Origin of the sequence: Exiguobacterium sp. MH3 (assembly GCF_000496635.1) — a bacterium.
GTDB lineage: Bacteria > Bacillota > Bacilli > Exiguobacteriales > Exiguobacteriaceae > Exiguobacterium_A > Exiguobacterium_A indicum.
This window is the reverse complement of sequence record NC_022794.1, coordinates 1299895-1317032: the sequence shown is the minus strand read 5'-3', so window position 1 is coordinate 1317032 and position 17138 is coordinate 1299895. Positions and strand designations below refer to the sequence as shown.

Below are 17138 nucleotides of genomic sequence, written 5' to 3'. Positions count from 1 at the left end.
TTTTGAAATTAAATTTCGATATATAAAAATAAGGTTTTGTCCTTCTTTTTCAGGCTCGGTCTCTTGATTTCCTGCTTGTCGTAATTTCCTTATTCGCAAAGTCCAATAACGCAGACATTCGCTCCCGTCCAATCGTCGCGACGAGTAATGGGATGCGTGGTCCGTAGGATTGATTGATCGTCAGTTGATAGAGTAGCGTCGCATAGTGTTTCTGCAGGCGAAGCGTCTCCTTTTTTTCAGCTTGCCGTGTCAAACGGTAGAAGGCAGAGAGGATGTCTTCATCCGTTCGAAGAGCAACGACGAATTGTTGGATCCAGTCCTGTTCCGTTCCCGTCAGTTGCGCATGTAGTTCATAATTCGGAACAGAACTGATATGAAGTTCCCGCTCCGGACACCATTGCGTAACGAAAGTACGAGCACGGTCAATCTGTTCAGGCGGAACGCTCGCGCAAAACACATTTTCAATCAAATCAGGTTCAAAACCAACCATCGGACCAATCATCGTCAACTGCGTAAACGAAACGAGATGAGCAGTTCCACGATGACTCCAACGCAGACTTTGCTGAATGTCTTCGGATTGACGCGATGAGTGTGCGACAAAACGCTCGAACTCACTGTAATTGCGTAACACATCTTCATCTAGCCCGATATGAAAGGCGTGATTCGGACGATGTTTCGCAAATAAGAACAGAAGAATGCTCGGTGGATAGACGGCGAGTAGATCTTGCGGAGTCAAGACACCACCGCATGAACTCGACATTTTTTTCGACTCCCCTTTTAGACGAATGAATTCATACGGGAGATAGAGCGGTGCCGGCTGTTGGAAAATTTCTTGCGCAATCCGGGACGAAACCGTGTAACTTCCGTTTGCTGCTGAATGATCCTTTCCACCCGGCTCGAAATCGACGCCTTCATGTGCCCAGCGCATCGCCCAGTCGACTTTCCAGTTCAATTTCATCCGATGTTCCGTCCGCATATCGACCATTGCCATATGACCACATCGACAGCTGTAATGGTACGTGGCTTCAGCTTCATCGAACGAATCGATGGTAGTGGCGTCGGTTCCACAAGCAGCACAATAGACGGTCGCCGGGTAAAACGCTGCTCGCTCATCATCGGATCCTGCTGCTGTCTTATGGTCGATCAAGATGTCATAAATCGCGTGACGATGGCGAAACGCGTGGATGATTTGTTCAGCATAAATGCCAGACGTATAGGCTTCGTGTTGATAACGGTAGTCTGGTGTGATCTCGAATGCTGTCAGCATCGTTTCGAATTGCTGTTCAAAGTACGTCGCGTAACTCATGTCGGATCGATCCGGTGCCGGAACGGCGCTATAAGGCATCCCGATGTATCGAGTAAATGCTTGATCGACATCCGCTGGTACTTTTCGAAAACGATCGTAATCGTCCCATGAAAACAAAAAGCGGACGTCTTTGCCGAGGTCTTGCAGCGCACGCGCAACGAAGTACGTCGTGACGACTTCCCGGAAATTGCCGATATGAACGGGACCCGATGGACTGATCCCGGCAGCACAGACGTATGTCTCTTTATCTGGCTGACACTCGATAATGGTTCTTGCAGTGTGTTCTGCCCAATGCATGATGATTCCTCCAGTAGTAGACAAAAAGCTGATTTTCGCCCGTTAGTTGCCTAAAGGACGAGAATCAGCTTCCCGTGGTACCACCTTTGTTCGTCCGCCTGTCACCAGACGAACCTTCACATGTACAATCATACATGCTCTCGATAATGGGAGAACCCATCGTAGCATCATCCATATCGGAATCCGTACGAAGCTCGGAGGCTTTTTTCAGAGAGAAAACCGGTCATCCGCTCTCACCATCTCGGACTCGCTTGGCACCGTCAATTTCTTCCTACTCTTCTCGTCATTGCCTTGATTATGTAATTTTGATTAGCATACAGATTCATCCAGTTCATTGTCAATTCTTTTTTGAAAGATGAGGGGATACAAGATAAAACTTTATTTTGAGTTTCGATGGTGAAAATCATCGAATTCAAACAGTGATTGTATCATTCCCACCCTGGAAGTGGTCGTGGTTGCTCTTCAACGAAGGCACGATATCCATCGAAGCTCAGTCCTTGACGCTGCGGATTATGGTTACGAATCAACGGATCACCTGTCTCGTCCTCGTTCTGCCAAAACCGATGTTCCGTTTGAAAAACCATGATCGACGAATACTGGAATCGCTCTGCCATTAGATATTCTCGAACCGATTGCATCACTTGTTCAAAGCGCGAATCCGAGTCGTAGCTACTGCCAAGACGTTCTTTTTCTTGTTTCCCTTCGAAAATCTTAACCGAGAAATACGCATCCCTTTTCGCAATCGGATACTCGATTTCAACGCGAACCGAGTCGACGAAGCGAATCGGTCGTGGTTTGTTCACTTCCTCTTCAGAATTGTGATTCTCTACATAATAAGCATCTGTTGCAATCGAGAAGTCCTTGAACTCCCAGAACATATCGCCTTGCGCAATGATTGCATACTCGAGGAACGTGCCGAAGTTCTGTCCAATCGGGTCAGTCTCCTCTGTCGATAACTCATGAAACATCCAGTGCATATACGGTGTCTCATCCGTCTTTGCATCTTCCGTCTGGATCAATACATATCCTTCGTTCATTTCGCCAATCATCAAGAAGTGATCATAGTCTTCATGGATCAGGTCGTCCTCTTTAGCCTGGATTGTCATTTCAATGACTTTTTCAAGTGGATAGAGTTCGATACCAAGACCTTGGATCATGAACAACTCCGCTCCGTCATGTAAACGAAGGAATGTCTTATATTCACTTGGTAACGTTAGTTTGAACTGTTTTTCAAATGACTGAATCGCCTGTTCCGTCACCGGATCATTTAAATTGAATTGAGCGACTCCTGTATCGTATCGCCGCTGAATGAAGGTCGACCCGTGACTGATTTTTTGTGATAAGACGTCAAGTACCGCTTCGATTTGGTTCATTTCTTTCATGGGTCCCATCCTTTTCATTTTCGTATTCGTGAATGATACGACTTCACCCTATACATCATACCATTTTTTCAATTATTTGGTGTATTCTATCTTACGCGTTCTGTGGTATTCTCGTTCTAATATCATTTTAAAAAATTGCATTCGAAGAGGTGACTCATGTCTAAATCATCATCGATGTTGCTCATATTACTCGCTGCGATCTTTTGGGGCACGACGGGGACCTCACAAGCCTTTGCGCCAGAAGATGCACACCCGATTGCAATTGGTGCCGTTCGTCTGGCTGTCGGTGGACTGTTCTTACTCTGTCTCGTTCTCTTCAAAGGAACGTTGACGTTACGCGACTGGCCGGCACGGACGATTTTACTCGCTGCCGTCAGCATGGCGGCTTACCAACCGCTGTTCTTCTCCGCTGTATTGATGACCGGTGTCGCCGTCGGTACCGTCGTCGCAATCGGTAGCGCACCAATTTTTTCCGGGTGTATCGAGTGGCTGTTCCTAAAGAAACGTCCAGCGCTGCTGTGGTGGGCATCGACCGGACTATCGATCACCGGCTGTCTGTTGCTATTGAACAATCAAGGAACGGTTGCGATTGATCCAATCGGAATCGTCCTTGCACTCGGTGCCGGACTATCGTTTGCCGGGTATACGTTCGTCAGTCGAAACCTCGTCAAGACACACGCACCGCTGTCAGTCGTTGCCGTCATTTTCACGACGAGCGCCTTACTGTTGTCACCTCTGCTCTTCTTATTCGACCTCTCCTGGTTGTTCACGTCACGTGGTGCCGGAATCAGCCTCCATCTCGGCGTCGTTGCGACCGGAATCGCTTACTGGTTATTCGCGAAAGGACTATCGAACGTACCATCGTCGACTGCCGTCACGCTCTCGCTCGGTGAGCCGCTGACTGCCGCCTTGCTTGGTGTGTTCGTCCTCGGTGAAGAATTAAGTGGTACGGCTTGGTTCGGAATCTCGTTATTATTACTCGGAATCGCCTTATTGATTGGTTCGTCTCACCTAGCAGCGCGCCAAACCGTTTTGACAGAAGAACGGCAAACTCGGACTGGAGGCTAAATCATGCAAGAAATCACGCTTGAGAAACTACAATTTCGCGAAGATTATCACATCGGACTTAATCAGTTCTTGATGGATGTCGCAAATGGTAACCGATTGATCTTTCATTTTCGTGGGCATACGGAGGAGACGATGGTCATCGTCGGCCACTACAGCTGCAATTACTTCCGATTGACCTTCGAGGCGGATGCGATTCTGCTTCGTTCACCGGACCTCTATGAACTAAAAGAAGATGTCGAGATCAACTCGATTCCACTTCTGACGCTGACCGATTCAAAGCTACTGACATTCGCACGTGAAATGATGGGACTCGATCCTACAAAAGACTGGGTTCATTACTGGCTTCGTGCGTTCGAGCAGGATTTTCATGTCTTGTCTCCCCGTCCACCGGTTCTGACCGATCTCGGACATAAGCGCAGCGATGCGATCGTCAAGCATTCCTTTGATTCGTTCATTGTTGAATGACATAAAAAAAGCCCTACCTTGCCAAAGGTAGGGTATTCGTTCGTCCCGCCCAACGACTCGCGCCGGACGGTTATTTGGTTTATAAATACAAAGATAGCGTTCTTTCAACTGACTGGACGGAATCGACCGGACTGAACCGCTGTACGACACGACCTTGGCGATCGATTAAAAACTTCGTATAGTTCCATTTAATCTTCGACGACAGCAGACCGGAGCGTTCGCGTTTTAGGAATGTATAAAGCGGATGCTCATTTGGTCCATTGACGTCGATCTTCTGAAATATCGGAAACGTCACGCCATAGTTCAGCTGACAGAACTGCATCGTCTCTTCCTGACTCGCGAACTCCTGCTGATTGAATTGATCGCACGGAAAGCCAAGCACCGTGACTCCTTGCTCGTCATATTTATCGTACAATGCCTGTAGTTCGCCAAGTTGTTTAACAAGCCCACATTTGCTTGCCGTGTTGACGATCACGAGGACACGCCCCGCATAGTCATCTAATGAAACAGTCTCGCCCGCTGCGTTTTGTACGGTTGCATCGTATACGGTTTGCATGTTTCCCAGCTCCTTTGCCCCGAGTATAAGACAAAACGCGCAACCTGTCGTTTTCAGGCATGCGCGTAATGCTTTACCAAATCGTCTCTTCTTTGTCGCTCAGTTTGATGACGAACGGTAGGATCAAAACGAACAAGAGACTGACATATCCGAGCGATAAGTAATGTTGCGAGTCTTTCGAAATGTATTGCTTCACGCCACAGTTCGGACATGCTTTCCCATGTTTCGAAAATCCGACAGTAAGCACTTCTTTTGTTTTGAACGTATACTGGCAATTCGTACAATGTACCATCTGACCATCTCCTTCTTCCTTATCTACTGGTGGATTCAGGAAAAAGTTTCATGAAATCGAAGGTAACCGACATCTTACCTCATCGATTCTTCCTGGTCGCTCAACCGAATCAGAAACGGCAAGAACAGGACGAACAAGAGACTGATATTCCCGAGTGAAAGATAAAATTGCGACTTTCGGGACATGTATTGATTCACGCCACAGTTCGGACATGGTTTGCCTTTCCCATGTATTGCAACACTGACAGCGAGTAGTTCTTTTGTGTTGAACTTATACTGACAATTCATACAGCGTGCCATAACATCATCTCCTTTTCTATTATCTACTTATAGAGTTTGGAAAAGGTTCCGTCGAGTGGACGGGTTGTAAACGCATCTTCAAAAATTCATAACTTCCACCATTCGTCGCCTGTTGGAAGCGTTCGACTGGAAGGAAGCCACTTTTCGTATACAAGCGAATCGCCCGCTCGTTGAATGTCGCGACAGCTAATTCAATTTGTTTAGGTGCATACCGGTCCATGATGAACGCAAGACCTGCTTCTAAAAATGCCACTCCATTTCCTCGTCCCGTCAAGTCTGGTCGCATGCCAAGCCCGACGTCAACGACGTCTGCGTTTGGTTCAAATACATAATAGCCAATCAATTCTTCCCGATCTAACACAGCAAAATAATGTTCCGTCCGCTTTGCTGGATCGAGAAATTCTGCTAAATCTTCTTCGTCATTCGGCATATCATAAAATGCAAACGTCCCGTCATATTGCCACTCGTAGGCGATCTGTTCCGCCTGTCGTTGCGTCAGCGGTGAAAATGTATAGCTCATCAAGATTCAGCTCCTCTTGGATTCCTCAACGAGATCGATTCTTTCGGTAGTCTAACAGTATTGGCAATACGTTTAATCCGATCGAAATGAACGTCAATACCCACAGTGCCCGCTCCATGCCCGTTACGACATCTTGTAACGCTGCCCAGTCCTCCCGCGCCACGAATTCTGCGACGAGTCGGTATTCGGCGCACAGCGTCAGTGCCGTAAAACTCAGTCCGAGCACCATCAGGAAACGATAGTTCTTACCGATCAAATAAAAGATGATATTCAGTGCCGTAAATCCAATCGCCAGTAAACCCAGTATGATCCACATCTTTCATTTCCTCCAAAGATAATTAGTTGTGTAATACCGTTCGTTTTGAACGCTTTTCAAGACTATGTATGCATCATGCTACTTCACTCATAAAATTTTGGTATCATTCATCTACTTTAATAAGACGCGTTTTTCAAGCGTGTGTTGAGCGGTATTTATAAATACTCCAGATGCTGAAAACACTTAAAATCGTTCCAATGAACGAAAATAATGTGGTTATCATCCCATTTGGAATCATGAAGCCAATTGGCATCAATCCGATAAATGTTAGAACAATAAAGGATTGATAGACTACATTGATGATATTGATTAGTGGACGGTTAAAGAACGAAAAAATGAGCGGTGGTAAGAACAATACGATGGTCATGATCACCGAAATACGAAAGGCTACCGGCTCCTCTAACGAAATGACGTGATCTCCTACTGCATTTTTTGATGCGATGAATAATAATGCCACTGCGGAGCACATTGTTAAAAACACGAGCAATACTTTTCTAAGCATAATTTGACCTCCTTTCTTCCATCATATCATTCTCTCTAAATAAAATGTTTATATTATACTTTAAATAACATCATTTAACAATTATTAAAAATTTTATATTTTTATTTTTTATCTTTTTATAAACTAAATAGCATTACTTTCTATACCTTACTCACAAAAAATCCCTTCTTAGACTAAAGTCCATGTAAGAAGGGATTTAATATGCAAAACGATACATTTCTCTTTTTTTAGAGTGTTATGGATTTAACTGATCAACAAGAGTATAGTTACCTGCTTCGACATAAGTCGTAAAACGATCCAGAATACTTTGCCATGAAGCACGTTGTGCATCCGGATCATTCACTTGATCGTCTTCAAAAATTTCAATCACTTTCGTTCGATGGCGCAACGGAATGAACATGACTTCGACAAGTCGTCCATCTTCTAATTGATAGCGCAAATGCTCTAAGGGTGAGACCTCCTGATACGTACCCAAATATTCGACATATGTCGGACTTCCTTCGCGTTGCATTCGACTTTTAAAATGTCCCTGTTCCATTAATTCGTTCTCGACATGTGTCGTGTACCAGCCATTCGACGATCGATACCATTGCATCATGTGCTGCGGTTCTGTCCACAGACGCCATACGGTCTCGATTGGAGCTGAAATCGTTGACGATATCATTAAAAAATTATCCAACATGTTCCCTCCACTTCAAAGTCTTCATTAAAGAAGTTAATCCTCTTAGATTTTTTCTAAGGATAACTTTCGATAGACTAGTCTAATTTCCCTACTTATTTATCGAAATAGTTTTAAAGAACTAAGAAAACAGGTCAGATGAAATGTTTATTCAGGAACTTTGTACCTTAGTCATAAAAGAAAGTAGAAATTCAAAATAAAAAACCGCTCAACAGAGCGGTTCGTGAGAAAAATCCCGATTTTCACATCAACTGTGCAATGAGATTTTTATAGGTGCTAGAAATGGCTTAAGCCTGCGGACGTTTTCGACGCAAACCATAGTATTGGTAGAACTATTAAACTTTTTTACTATGTCGATAGATGTTTTCATATGTCACCAGAGAAGGACTTTATGAATTATCACTTCGGCTAGTGTCTGTAAGAAACTGTGCAATCGGGTGTGCAATGAGCTTTCTTATCCCTTACTGTGCAATATAAAGCGTTTCTCTCCTATGAATACGAGGTAAATACTCAATAATCTTATAGTGTGTATCGGCTCGTCATGGGAACGGGAGGTCATCTACAGATGAAGATATTACTACTCGGAGAGAATCAATTAGCAATCACGGGAGAAGTCTCTGAAATCAATCGAGTCATCGAAACGTTGACTGTAGGGAGCCAGGTCGATCTATTGCTCAAAACAGCATGCATGAAAAAAATAAACGTAGTCCTTCCGAATAAAAAGGAAGCAACCACGAATGAACAAGTTACTTTTGTATTCGATTAAAATGGGAAAGGGGAGGTCCCCTTTCGCGAATTCCAGTCACCACACCCTCGCGACTTCGCCCGACCTTCCCCTGGAATCCCTTGTGGGAGATTTAAGTATAACACCCTTTTACCTTATATACCCATTTGAATAAAAATTGTATTTTAATGGATATTGAATTAATGTTAAGCATGGATTAATTTTAATGAGGTGAAGAAATGAAAAAAGAAACGATGGATATAATTACTTTATTGATATCCTCAGGTGGTATAGTATTTTCCGCTATAGCAGCTGGTGCTGCATGGCGCTCTGCCACTTTAAGTTCTAGACAACTAAAAGAACAAAAGAAAGAACAAGAACGTATTGAAAAGCCACGATTAGTTCCATTAAACAAATTGGTAATCCCACATCCTATCTCGGTATTAAGCGACTGGAAACAACCAAAATCAGCGGATGGACTAGTGGAAAAAAAAGATGGTGAATTAGTAGATTTAAGATTTGTAGAGTTACCTACCCGTTTTAGCAATGTAAAAATTCCTATGCTTAATGCAGGTAAATCTTTTGCGATTGATGTTACGTATTCTCTTGAATTAGTTGACGGAATTAAATCAATAGATGAATTCCATTCGGCATTCTCTCAATTAAAACTAGTCTCTCCTAATCTAAAAGATTATAATCCTAAAATGTTTAGTTTCGTTGTCACAGATTACGATCATGAAAAAGAATTTACTAATTCTAACACTGAAGCATTTGTTATCGCTCCACACTTCAGACATATTTCATTAATCGAGAGTAATAAAATTGAAGAAATATTTGTACCAAGCTACTTTGTCGTACTTTGTAATATTTATTTAAAAGAATTTTATGCTAATTCATTGTCTGAAAAACCTTTAAAAATGAAGAAACCTAGAATTAAGTTAGTAATAAAATACAACGATCAATACTACAAAAGGCATCAAGATGAGTATTTAATGGAACTGAGCACTAAGCAATTTGAGAGCGCCTCATATCATCCGAGGTTTGAAGCGTGGATTGATTTTACATATATCGAACAAAAAAAATTAAAAAATAAATCAAACCTTTAATATTAAAAGGTTTTCTATAGTCCGTAACTCTATAAATGCATGATCTAAAGTTGACGTAACTACTCAAGGAGGCTAATTATGAGCATTGATGAAGATTTAAAACAGATAAGAAAAATGTTAGATGACTACAATAAATATTCTGAACCACTAAGAGAAGCAATGGTTAAAACAACAGAGCAGTTAAAAAAAGTATTCTCAGATCAAAAACTAAGAGAATATCAAAGTCTTAGCGAGTCTTTTGTACAAAAATATAGTGATGTAGAAAGTTTCTTCGCGTCTATTAATTGGACGGAAATTTTTGAAGGGATGTCTCAGATTGAAAAAGACATTCTTGAGTTTTCTGATAAATTGAATGAAGAGCGAATCTATCTAAATTTTTATTACTTTGAATCAATTTCATTTGATAAAATCCACATACTTCTAGATCGAGAGGTGGCTATAAAATGGATGAATGATCATATTAAAGATACAATTAAGTATCTTTCAGAAAAAGAATTTTTGGCAAGACATAAAAAATTAATAAATCAATCATATACAGCCTATGAAAATGGTGACTATGAATTAGCAATTCTGGGTATGATTCCAGCGTTAGAATTCTTTGTAGGAAACTGGATGATCAATGATAAACACAATGGAGAGTTTGATTTAAAGAATCCTTCAAGAAGTCAAATGAATAAGAAAGATTTAGAAGCTCTATTAAAAGATCACCCTGATAGTGGTAATAAAAGTTTGACAATCAAACATTACTTCGAGATGAAAGCTATGGATGGAGTAATAAAATTTTATGATGGTTCTAAAAAAAATAGAGTTTCTCGTAATTCTATAGTCCATGGTAGCCATGATTATAGTCGGCTAGAAAGTTTTGACTATGTGAAATTAGTATATCTCTTCAATTCATTGCTTTCTTTATATGGAGTAACTTTTAAAAAAAATGAACAATAAATTCTTTCTAAACGAGATTTCATTTACTTCATGAGCCCTCACCTTAATAGTGAGGGCTCTTCGACTACATAAATTAGAATAGGGTGTTCCATGTTGTGAGCCCAACTACTCCATCAACTTCTAATCCTTTTCGCTTTTGATAGTTACGGACGGCTTTCGTCGTAGCGGCATCGAATTGACCAGTGACCGGTACCTTGACCGCGTTCTGAATCCGTGTGATGTCTTTCGTCTCCATCCCTTTCGCACCTTGATAGAGTGCAGCACCTGGGTAATCGACGATCGCTTCTTTCGTATCGGATTTAGTTGCCGGTTTAGCTGCCCGTTTTTTGACGATCAGTTCATTTCCTTTGATGATCGTCGTACCGTTTAGCTTATTCCATTTTTGCAGTTCATCGACCGAGACATCGTATTTCTTCGCGATGCCGATCAACGTGTCACCGGTGACGATTTTATGCGTGGACGCCTTTCCAGTAACAGGAACACTTGTTACTGGTTTTTCGGTACCATTTTTGGTATTCGCTGGCTTTTTACCTGCCCGTAATTGTGCGATAGTCAGCCCAAATGTGTACTCGAGGTGCGGCGCATCGCGGAATCCCCGCCAATCCCCACCCCACTCGAATCCGAGTTTCTTTGCAATCCGGACGATTTCTTTCCAATCAGCTTCCCCGTCCCGGTCATAGTCCGCAGATTCCGACCACGTGACTTCTAGTCCGCTCGGCGTATAGAGCGCGAAGTCGATTGCAAGTCCGTAGTTGTGGTTCGAGTAACCACCTGGTGCATTCGTAACAACCTTCCCAGCTTTCGTACGTCCTTGTGCATACAAGGCGTCCTGTTCTGCTTTCGAACGGTACGCTTGCGTGATACAGACGGGAACGCCCTGGGCATATGCGAGTTTGACGAGTTGTTTCCCCATTTCGCGGACGACCGGGTTGAGTCCCGGGTCGTCGAGTTTGCGGTTTGCTTTTTCCTGTACAAATTGAAGTGACAATGTCATGTATACGTCCTCCTTATAATGCCTTGTCTTGTTCTTTATCATCCTTGACCTCAGCGATACTCAGTTCGCTTGAAATCGGCTTTATTTGTTCTTCTTGCGTAGCTGCCGTTTCGATGATCGAGTCGACGGCACCTGGTTCCTTTTCACCTTGCAATTGCGTTAAGGCATCAACCATTTGTTGTGGCATTGGTACGTTCAATAACGCTAGGTTCTCCGTTACGGATAAACCTTCACGTGCGATGTAATAATAAAGTGCTAGCGTCCGAACGATTGGTAAACCGCCATTGATCAACTCATCAAGTAAAACCGCGATAATAATAACGATAAAGACGATACCCTTTCGGATACCGCCCCAGAACATGACGTCGCTATTCACGCGCTTATGTTTATACGCTGCTAAGAATCCAGTTAAATAGTCCACGATCATTAAAAACACTAGAATCTTCAATGCAGCGTCCCATCCTCCAAATAATGCTGTTACTACAGTACCTAGTACTGCAAATGCACCTTCGATTAAATGATGCGTTCTCATACCATCAACTCCTTTATCAGATAAAAAAAACGCCTTGTTTGGGCGCTATCAACTACTAAGTATTAAATTAATTGGCACTTAACCTGTAATTAAATCACCACGGTTTTCCTGAATCAAATATGCATCAATGCTTACTTTTAAGTCTGGTCGTTTTGAAATGACATAGTCATAAGTATATGCATTGTCAATAATCCGCTGTCCTAAATACGCTCCCATTATAGTCCTCCTCCCATCATCAACATGTCATCAATTGCAGATTGCATAAGCGTCAGCTGCTTTTTTAACTGGTCAAGTTCTTCCTCTGCTGTTAACGGACGGTCTGCATATTCGTAATACAGTCCGCTAGCCTGAGAATACTTGAGAATCGCTGACTTGCCTTGCCGGTTCTCTGGCTCTGGAATCGAACTCATGAGAACGCCTTCCGATTCCAGTTCCTCTTTCGTCTTACCTAGACCATATTCTTTATCGAATGGCATATAGTGAATGGATTCAACATCGTTTTGGTTCAGTTTAAGATAAATCATCTTCGTTCCTCCTTAAAATTTCAAACTGTACTCGGACACTTTGTAATACATTACCGTCTGCGAGCTATGAATACTTCGATAGTTCCCTACGTAAACCAATTTGTTGCGGTCTTCGTCCAAGATGAAAGATTTATTAGTATCGTGTCTGTATGCGGTAAGCAAGTTCGATGAAAGTGCTCCCGTGTGTACATTCGGAAAAATCATCGTGCTTAACGTGAACGTTCTAGTGTTCACCATATAAAGCATATACGCGTCATAATACCTGATCATTAAGAATCCTTTTCCCTTTAATTCATGGATAGTCAAGAAACTATAAGCGCCGAATAAAGGAATAGAACCAATCAGGTTCAAGTTTTTATCGAGCTTGTGGATGTTCACGCCTTGATCTGCCACATAATAGTGTGTAAGGTCTGAATGCAGCATAGTTTGAAATGTTGGTACTGTCACATAACCATGCATCGTCAAGGAAGGTGAGACAGTGTACGTAAAAGCCTGAGTCCCTGTCGTGAGTAGGATTTTCCCATCATCCAATACATCGAACATCCCAAAAGACGTGTTGGTGAAATTGGTCAATGTAAACACAGCCAATGGAGATTGGTTGTTCTGAAAAGTGCTAATTGGATACACGTATAGTAGTTTGGTGCTAGCTTTGTAAAGATAGATACGATCTCGTGCCTCATCAAACGCCAATCCATATTCACCACTAGAATTGGCTGAAAATGTCGATGCCGCTCCTATCGACGTGATGGTTCCATCCGCTCCAATAGAAAACATATGAAGACTGGCACTAGACCCGTTTATACCTGCGAGCACCATCCGATTTCGTGTCTTAAAAATTTTTAAACCCTTCTCAAAAAGAATGGTAGCAGTATATCTATATATCTCTTGAACTCGTTGCAATGCCTTTGTGTAACGCCCGACGAAGTAGTTGGTTGGGCTTGATTGATCAGCAAACACCCCATAATAATTCCCTAGAAAAGCCAGTGGTGTGGAACTCGGGAATGCGTAAGCTAATCTAGGAACACCGGCTGCTAAAGTGGAATCTGGACTAAGTAATACGTTATCTGATTGAATAGTTCCTAGATTCGGCATGTCATATATCCACCGTTCTTTCGAACCTCCGCTATAATCCCCACCATGATCTCGAATATCTAACATGCTTACACCTCCGATACGAGCGCACCATCTGCATCATACGAGAGCGTGTTGGTGACGGTCTTGCGGACTGTCGTGCCGTTCGGCTCATAATACGTGATAGTTCTCGTCGTATAACTTGGACTGGTACCGCCTGAGAGGACGGATGTCGCGAACAATGTATTATCCGTTTTTCGTCGGTACGTAACTGTCGTGAAAATTCCATTAGAGTCTTTATTTGATTTGATGACTTTCAAATCATCCGTCAAATCAGTCAACGTTCCTATCTGTGAAGTATTCTTCGTAACTTGATCCGCTACAGTTTTAACCGCTTTTGGCGTCGCTGCTAAAGCTTCACTTGTACTATCTGTCGCATTTGAGAGTTGCACTCTTCCTTTTTTCGCAACAGTTGCATCCTCTAGTTGAGATGGATCTACCTTTCCATCTGTTCCTAACGTAGCAACTCCACCGGGAACTCCTAATTCTGAATCGTCTATTTTGTTTTCCAGTTCTTCATGAGCAACCTCTATTCCAGTTTCCCACCGATTGATATCCCCTTCTGTAACAGGGTCATTTCCTTTCCAATCTGTTTTGGCTGTGTAACTCAAGCCTTCACCTCCCAAGTGAACACGAAATCAATCAACTGATCCGCGCCAATCATGACATCAATCGACTTCGCATTGATCAAATTCTGATTCTCGTCATACGCTTTGATGGACGTCACCCGTGAAATACCGCTCAAGCTATGTGCTTTGACCGTGACAAACGGTCCTTCCGCTACGATACTATCCTTCTGTACGATGATGGCGTCATTGATTTTGATTGTCTGAATGCGTTCTGCTAAGTCTGCCGCGATTCGTGATAGATAGGTCGTCTGTACGGTCATACAATCACCTCGTTCTCTGATTTGAGTACCGCCTGACCGACACGCCACTCGTTTACTTTCCGATACGTCCGCGCCGTGATCCGGACTAGGTCCACGATGCGTAGACTTTCCGCCGAGGAAAGTCGTAAGACCATCTCGAGATGTGACGGTTTTACTTTCTGGATAGCGGCTCGCATGTCGGCGAAGTTCTTCATCGCTTCGACCGGGAAGCTGATCCAGAAGGCGTATTCGTTCGGAATGTGCTCGACTCTCGAGATGAATGCTTCGAGATAGCTGTCGACAATTGTTTCGATCAATCGTTCATTCGGTGTCGCGCCCTGCCCTATCTTGGATTTGATACGCTTCCGCCGCTCTTCTTCCGTTCCGTCTGACGACTTGACTCGGTAATCGCGCTCCCATAAAGACAACGCCCAGGTTGCTCGTTCGAGGTCCAGTTGTGCTTCGAGCTCTTCTTGCAATGTCTCGATGATCATCAATTCCTTCGCTTGCGCTCCATAGATGGATTGCCAGACAGCCGATTGACGATAGACCGGATAGACGTGCTCAAACAAGCGTTCCTTCAATTCCTCTTCATTCATGGAGATTCACCACGCCTTGTGTCACGACGCGGTCACCCGGAACGACGACGTTCGTCGCTGAACCGTTCAACGTCAATCCGGTGTAATCAACCACACCATCGATATCGATCAACAGTGCACCGACCTTCGCATAGTTGACACGGAAGTCGACCACGTCATTCGTTTCCCATGCTCGTTGGTTCAACTCTTCTAAGTACACGGCCATCTTCTCTACGAACTGCGACTGGACGGATTCGAGCGAGACGCCTTGTAATTGCAACGTCGCTGTCACCTGTAGCGGTAATTCCTCTGAACCGACGACCGTGACCGTCGCACCGATCGGCGCATCACCTTTTCCGCGTCCTTCTCCTGCTACCGGGTCAATCTTTTCTTTGACGGCAGCAATGATGTCAGCGGTCGGTTTCTCATAGGTGATCGTCGTGATCAAGACTTTCACGGTACCGCGTCCTGCCCAGAGCGGGATGACCTTGACCTTCCCGACGCCGTCGACGCCAAGTGCCCACGTCACGTAATCACCGTCATTCCCTCCGCCGCGTTCTTCCGAGACATATGCGAAGTAACGGGAACGGTAACTGTCGTTGTCCTCTTCCTCAGCACCGAGCGTAGCGGAGACGGGATTCGTCACCGTGTTGATGCCGATGTCTGACGCGAGCTGAATCGCACCAGCTGGTACCCGACCGATTTCGCCCGCTTCGATCGCCACGACTTCGATCGAGAGTCGACCATTTTCCGGAATGATACGTTCAGTCTGATCGAGGATTTCAAACTCGATCGCCTCCTCGTCCTCTCGAAGGACGACGGTCGAGAACGTCGTATCCGCTGGAATGACGCTTCCCGGTGCTCCTTCGATATCGACGATTGCTCGAGCGGGTTGTGCCTCGATACGAGAAAGTGTCGGTACCCGATTCAGGACGACACGATCCAAGTCCTCATCTTCTGCCGTACTCGCGAAGGACGCCCGCATGATGTTCTGCATGTAGAGACGCTGCATCGCGAGTTGGTTCGCTACCGGCGCTTGGGCGTCATAGATATATGAACCTTCCCGCCGGTCCCACTTCGGGTCGGTCATGCTGAGCATCCGGTCGAGGATGACGTCCTCGTCCTCTTGCAGTGGTGCCGGGAGATCAGGTAGATCCAATAGATTCGCCATCTGGTCCTTCCTCCTTCAGTTGTTCTGTCGTCGTCGTTTCGCCGACGATCGTATTCAAATCGATCGTCGCCTCGAAACGCCGTTCTACTTTGATGACATCGACCTCGTCGACCGAGACGATGCGATCGTCATAAACGATCGTATCCATCAAGCTATCCGCGATGAACAGGCGCTTGACGTCGTCTGAGACGTCGAGACGCATGTCATCCTTCGCCTCGCACCCGTAATCCTCCGAATAGATCGGATAGGCATCCCGCGATGTCAGGATCATCTTCGAGATGACGTTCTTGAGTCCTTCGATGCCGTCGTCGACAAGAATTTCATCATTTGATCCTTTCACGAACTCACCTGTCTCGAAATCAAATAGCGGGGTCAACTTGCCCCCCGCTTGTTCCGTCTCTTCTTCGGCATAGACATCATCCACGTCGACTTCCGGTAATAGTCCCTCTTGTTCTTCTACGTCCGCCATTTTGTCACCACCATCCATTTTTCTGTCCGGTTCCGGATTGGCATCAACAAGACGTTGTCTCCCGCTGCCGTCACCATCGTATCGAAGACGTCTGCACGTGCCACCCGCTTCTCATCGATCATGAAATCCGTTGAAGAGCGAGCGCCGACATAGCCACCTTGTCGCACCGGTTGTAACACCCACTGGGCGCCGCTTGCTCCGGTATCGCTAATTGCCTGCAGAATGACGAGCTCTCCTTTGACGAAGAAGTGCGCATCCATGACGAAGGCATCCGCGTCCCGTTCGCCGACACCTGAAATGTTGACGACGAGCGGTTCGACTTGGACGACCGTTCCGATCAGGATATGTTCTTGTGATGTCGTTGGTGTCAGGAACAGCTGACTGAAACGGGTAGCTGGATCTTTCATGCTCGTTCCT

General features: G+C 44.5%; 25 protein-coding genes and 1 other annotated feature. Of the genes, 5 read left to right on the top strand and 20 right to left on the bottom strand.

Annotation, left to right across the window (positions count from 1 at the left end):
* Positions 1 to 49 precede the first annotated feature (49 nt).
* Complete coding sequence (lysS, locus tag U719_RS06725) at positions 50 to 1603, bottom strand: lysine--tRNA ligase (RefSeq protein ID WP_023467997.1); 1554 nt, start codon at positions 1601 to 1603, stop codon at positions 50 to 52.
* A 50-nt stretch (positions 1604 to 1653) separates the two neighbouring features.
* Positions 1654 to 1899, bottom strand: a binding site (T-box leader).
* A gap of 132 nt (positions 1900 to 2031) precedes the next feature.
* The gene (locus U719_RS06720; RefSeq protein ID WP_023467996.1) at positions 2032 to 2985 is read right to left on the bottom strand and encodes an SMI1/KNR4 family protein; all 954 of its coding nucleotides are present in this window, start codon (positions 2983 to 2985) and stop codon (positions 2032 to 2034) included.
* 156 nt (positions 2986 to 3141) lie between these two features.
* Here U719_RS06720 and U719_RS06715 point away from each other — a divergent pair, with 156 nt between their 5' ends.
* Together U719_RS06715 and U719_RS06710 are read left to right on the top strand one after the other, a co-directional pair.
* The gene (locus U719_RS06715; RefSeq protein WP_023467995.1) at positions 3142 to 4053 is read left to right on the top strand and encodes an EamA family transporter; all 912 of its coding nucleotides are present in this window, start codon (positions 3142 to 3144) and stop codon (positions 4051 to 4053) included.
* A 3-nt stretch (positions 4054 to 4056) separates the two neighbouring features.
* Positions 4057 to 4518, top strand: coding sequence for a hypothetical protein (locus U719_RS06710; protein WP_023467994.1), 462 nt, complete (start codon positions 4057 to 4059; stop codon positions 4516 to 4518).
* Positions 4519 to 4597: 79 nt separating this feature from the next.
* Here U719_RS06710 and U719_RS06705 read toward each other — a convergent pair whose 3' ends face one another.
* The 7 genes from U719_RS06705 to U719_RS06675 all read right to left on the bottom strand — a co-directional run bounded on the left by U719_RS06705 (position 4598) and on the right by U719_RS06675 (position 7667).
* Positions 4598 to 5074 carry a glutathione peroxidase gene (locus tag U719_RS06705; RefSeq protein ID WP_023467993.1) on the bottom strand — a complete coding sequence of 159 codons (477 nt, stop codon included), beginning with the start codon at positions 5072 to 5074 and terminating at the stop codon, positions 4598 to 4600.
* 73 nt (positions 5075 to 5147) lie between these two features.
* The gene (locus tag U719_RS06700; RefSeq protein ID WP_023467992.1) at positions 5148 to 5366 is read right to left on the bottom strand and encodes a hypothetical protein; all 219 of its coding nucleotides are present in this window, start codon (positions 5364 to 5366) and stop codon (positions 5148 to 5150) included.
* A gap of 74 nt (positions 5367 to 5440) precedes the next feature.
* On the bottom strand, positions 5441 to 5665 hold the full coding sequence (locus tag U719_RS06695) for a hypothetical protein (RefSeq protein ID WP_023467991.1): 225 nt from the start codon (positions 5663 to 5665) through the stop codon (positions 5441 to 5443).
* Positions 5666 to 5684: 19 nt separating this feature from the next.
* Complete coding sequence (locus U719_RS06690) at positions 5685 to 6185, bottom strand: GNAT family N-acetyltransferase (protein ID WP_023467990.1); 501 nt, start codon at positions 6183 to 6185, stop codon at positions 5685 to 5687.
* 25 nt (positions 6186 to 6210) lie between these two features.
* On the bottom strand, positions 6211 to 6501 hold the full coding sequence (locus tag U719_RS06685; protein WP_023467989.1) for a hypothetical protein: 291 nt from the start codon (positions 6499 to 6501) through the stop codon (positions 6211 to 6213).
* Positions 6502 to 6634: 133 nt separating this feature from the next.
* Positions 6635 to 7003 carry a hypothetical protein gene (locus U719_RS06680; protein ID WP_023467988.1) on the bottom strand — a complete coding sequence of 123 codons (369 nt, stop codon included), beginning with the start codon at positions 7001 to 7003 and terminating at the stop codon, positions 6635 to 6637.
* Positions 7004 to 7238: 235 nt separating this feature from the next.
* Positions 7239 to 7667 (bottom strand): SRPBCC domain-containing protein, encoded by a 429-nt coding sequence (locus U719_RS06675; protein WP_158408688.1) that lies wholly within the window; start codon positions 7665 to 7667, stop codon positions 7239 to 7241.
* Between the two features lie 580 nt (positions 7668 to 8247).
* Between U719_RS06675 and U719_RS06670 the strand changes: the two genes are divergently transcribed.
* The 3 genes from U719_RS06670 (at position 8248) to U719_RS06660 (ending at position 10454) form a co-directional block, all read left to right on the top strand.
* Positions 8248 to 8448, top strand: a complete 201-nt coding sequence (locus U719_RS06670; protein WP_023467986.1) for a hypothetical protein — start codon at positions 8248 to 8250, stop codon at positions 8446 to 8448.
* 197 nt (positions 8449 to 8645) lie between these two features.
* On the top strand, positions 8646 to 9512 hold the full coding sequence (locus U719_RS06665; protein WP_023467985.1) for a hypothetical protein: 867 nt from the start codon (positions 8646 to 8648) through the stop codon (positions 9510 to 9512).
* A gap of 78 nt (positions 9513 to 9590) precedes the next feature.
* Positions 9591 to 10454 carry a hypothetical protein gene (locus U719_RS06660; RefSeq protein WP_023467984.1) on the top strand — a complete coding sequence of 288 codons (864 nt, stop codon included), beginning with the start codon at positions 9591 to 9593 and terminating at the stop codon, positions 10452 to 10454.
* A 73-nt stretch (positions 10455 to 10527) separates the two neighbouring features.
* Here the strand turns inward: U719_RS06660 and U719_RS16455 are convergent, their stop codons facing one another.
* The 11 genes from U719_RS16455 to U719_RS06610 all read right to left on the bottom strand — a co-directional run bounded on the left by U719_RS16455 (position 10528) and on the right by U719_RS06610 (position 17128).
* Complete coding sequence (locus tag U719_RS16455; protein ID WP_023467983.1) at positions 10528 to 11448, bottom strand: M15 family metallopeptidase; 921 nt, start codon at positions 11446 to 11448, stop codon at positions 10528 to 10530.
* A 13-nt stretch (positions 11449 to 11461) separates the two neighbouring features.
* A complete protein-coding gene (locus U719_RS06650) occupies positions 11462 to 11980 on the bottom strand; it encodes a holin family protein (RefSeq protein WP_023467982.1) in 519 nt (172 codons plus the stop codon).
* Positions 11981 to 12058: 78 nt separating this feature from the next.
* Positions 12059 to 12196: a hypothetical protein gene (locus U719_RS16935; RefSeq protein ID WP_023467981.1), complete on the bottom strand. Its 138-nt coding sequence runs from the start codon at positions 12194 to 12196 to the stop codon at positions 12059 to 12061.
* A complete protein-coding gene (locus U719_RS06645) occupies positions 12196 to 12504 on the bottom strand; it encodes a hypothetical protein (protein WP_023467980.1) in 309 nt (102 codons plus the stop codon). Before U719_RS06645 ends, U719_RS16935 begins: the two co-directional genes overlap by 1 nt.
* Before the next feature lie 12 nt (positions 12505 to 12516).
* Positions 12517 to 13662 (bottom strand): hypothetical protein, encoded by a 1146-nt coding sequence (locus U719_RS06640; protein ID WP_023467979.1) that lies wholly within the window; start codon positions 13660 to 13662, stop codon positions 12517 to 12519.
* 2 nt (positions 13663 to 13664) lie between these two features.
* Positions 13665 to 14246 (bottom strand): phage tail protein, encoded by a 582-nt coding sequence (locus U719_RS16930; RefSeq protein ID WP_023467978.1) that lies wholly within the window; start codon positions 14244 to 14246, stop codon positions 13665 to 13667.
* The gene (locus U719_RS06630; protein ID WP_023467977.1) at positions 14243 to 14524 is read right to left on the bottom strand and encodes a hypothetical protein; all 282 of its coding nucleotides are present in this window, start codon (positions 14522 to 14524) and stop codon (positions 14243 to 14245) included. Before U719_RS06630 ends, U719_RS16930 begins: the two co-directional genes overlap by 4 nt.
* Entirely contained in the window at positions 14521 to 15102 is a 582-nt protein-coding gene (locus U719_RS06625; protein ID WP_023467976.1) for a putative phage tail protein, read from the bottom strand. Before U719_RS06625 ends, U719_RS06630 begins: the two co-directional genes overlap by 4 nt.
* Positions 15095 to 16252: a baseplate J/gp47 family protein gene (locus tag U719_RS06620; protein WP_023467975.1), complete on the bottom strand. Its 1158-nt coding sequence runs from the start codon at positions 16250 to 16252 to the stop codon at positions 15095 to 15097. Before U719_RS06620 ends, U719_RS06625 begins: the two co-directional genes overlap by 8 nt.
* Complete coding sequence (locus tag U719_RS06615; protein WP_023467974.1) at positions 16227 to 16721, bottom strand: DUF2634 domain-containing protein; 495 nt, start codon at positions 16719 to 16721, stop codon at positions 16227 to 16229. The genes U719_RS06620 and U719_RS06615 overlap by 26 nt, the downstream gene beginning before the upstream one ends.
* Positions 16709 to 17128 (bottom strand): DUF2577 family protein, encoded by a 420-nt coding sequence (locus tag U719_RS06610; RefSeq protein WP_023467973.1) that lies wholly within the window; start codon positions 17126 to 17128, stop codon positions 16709 to 16711. The genes U719_RS06615 and U719_RS06610 overlap by 13 nt, the downstream gene beginning before the upstream one ends.
* Positions 17129 to 17138: the final 10 nt, after the last annotated feature.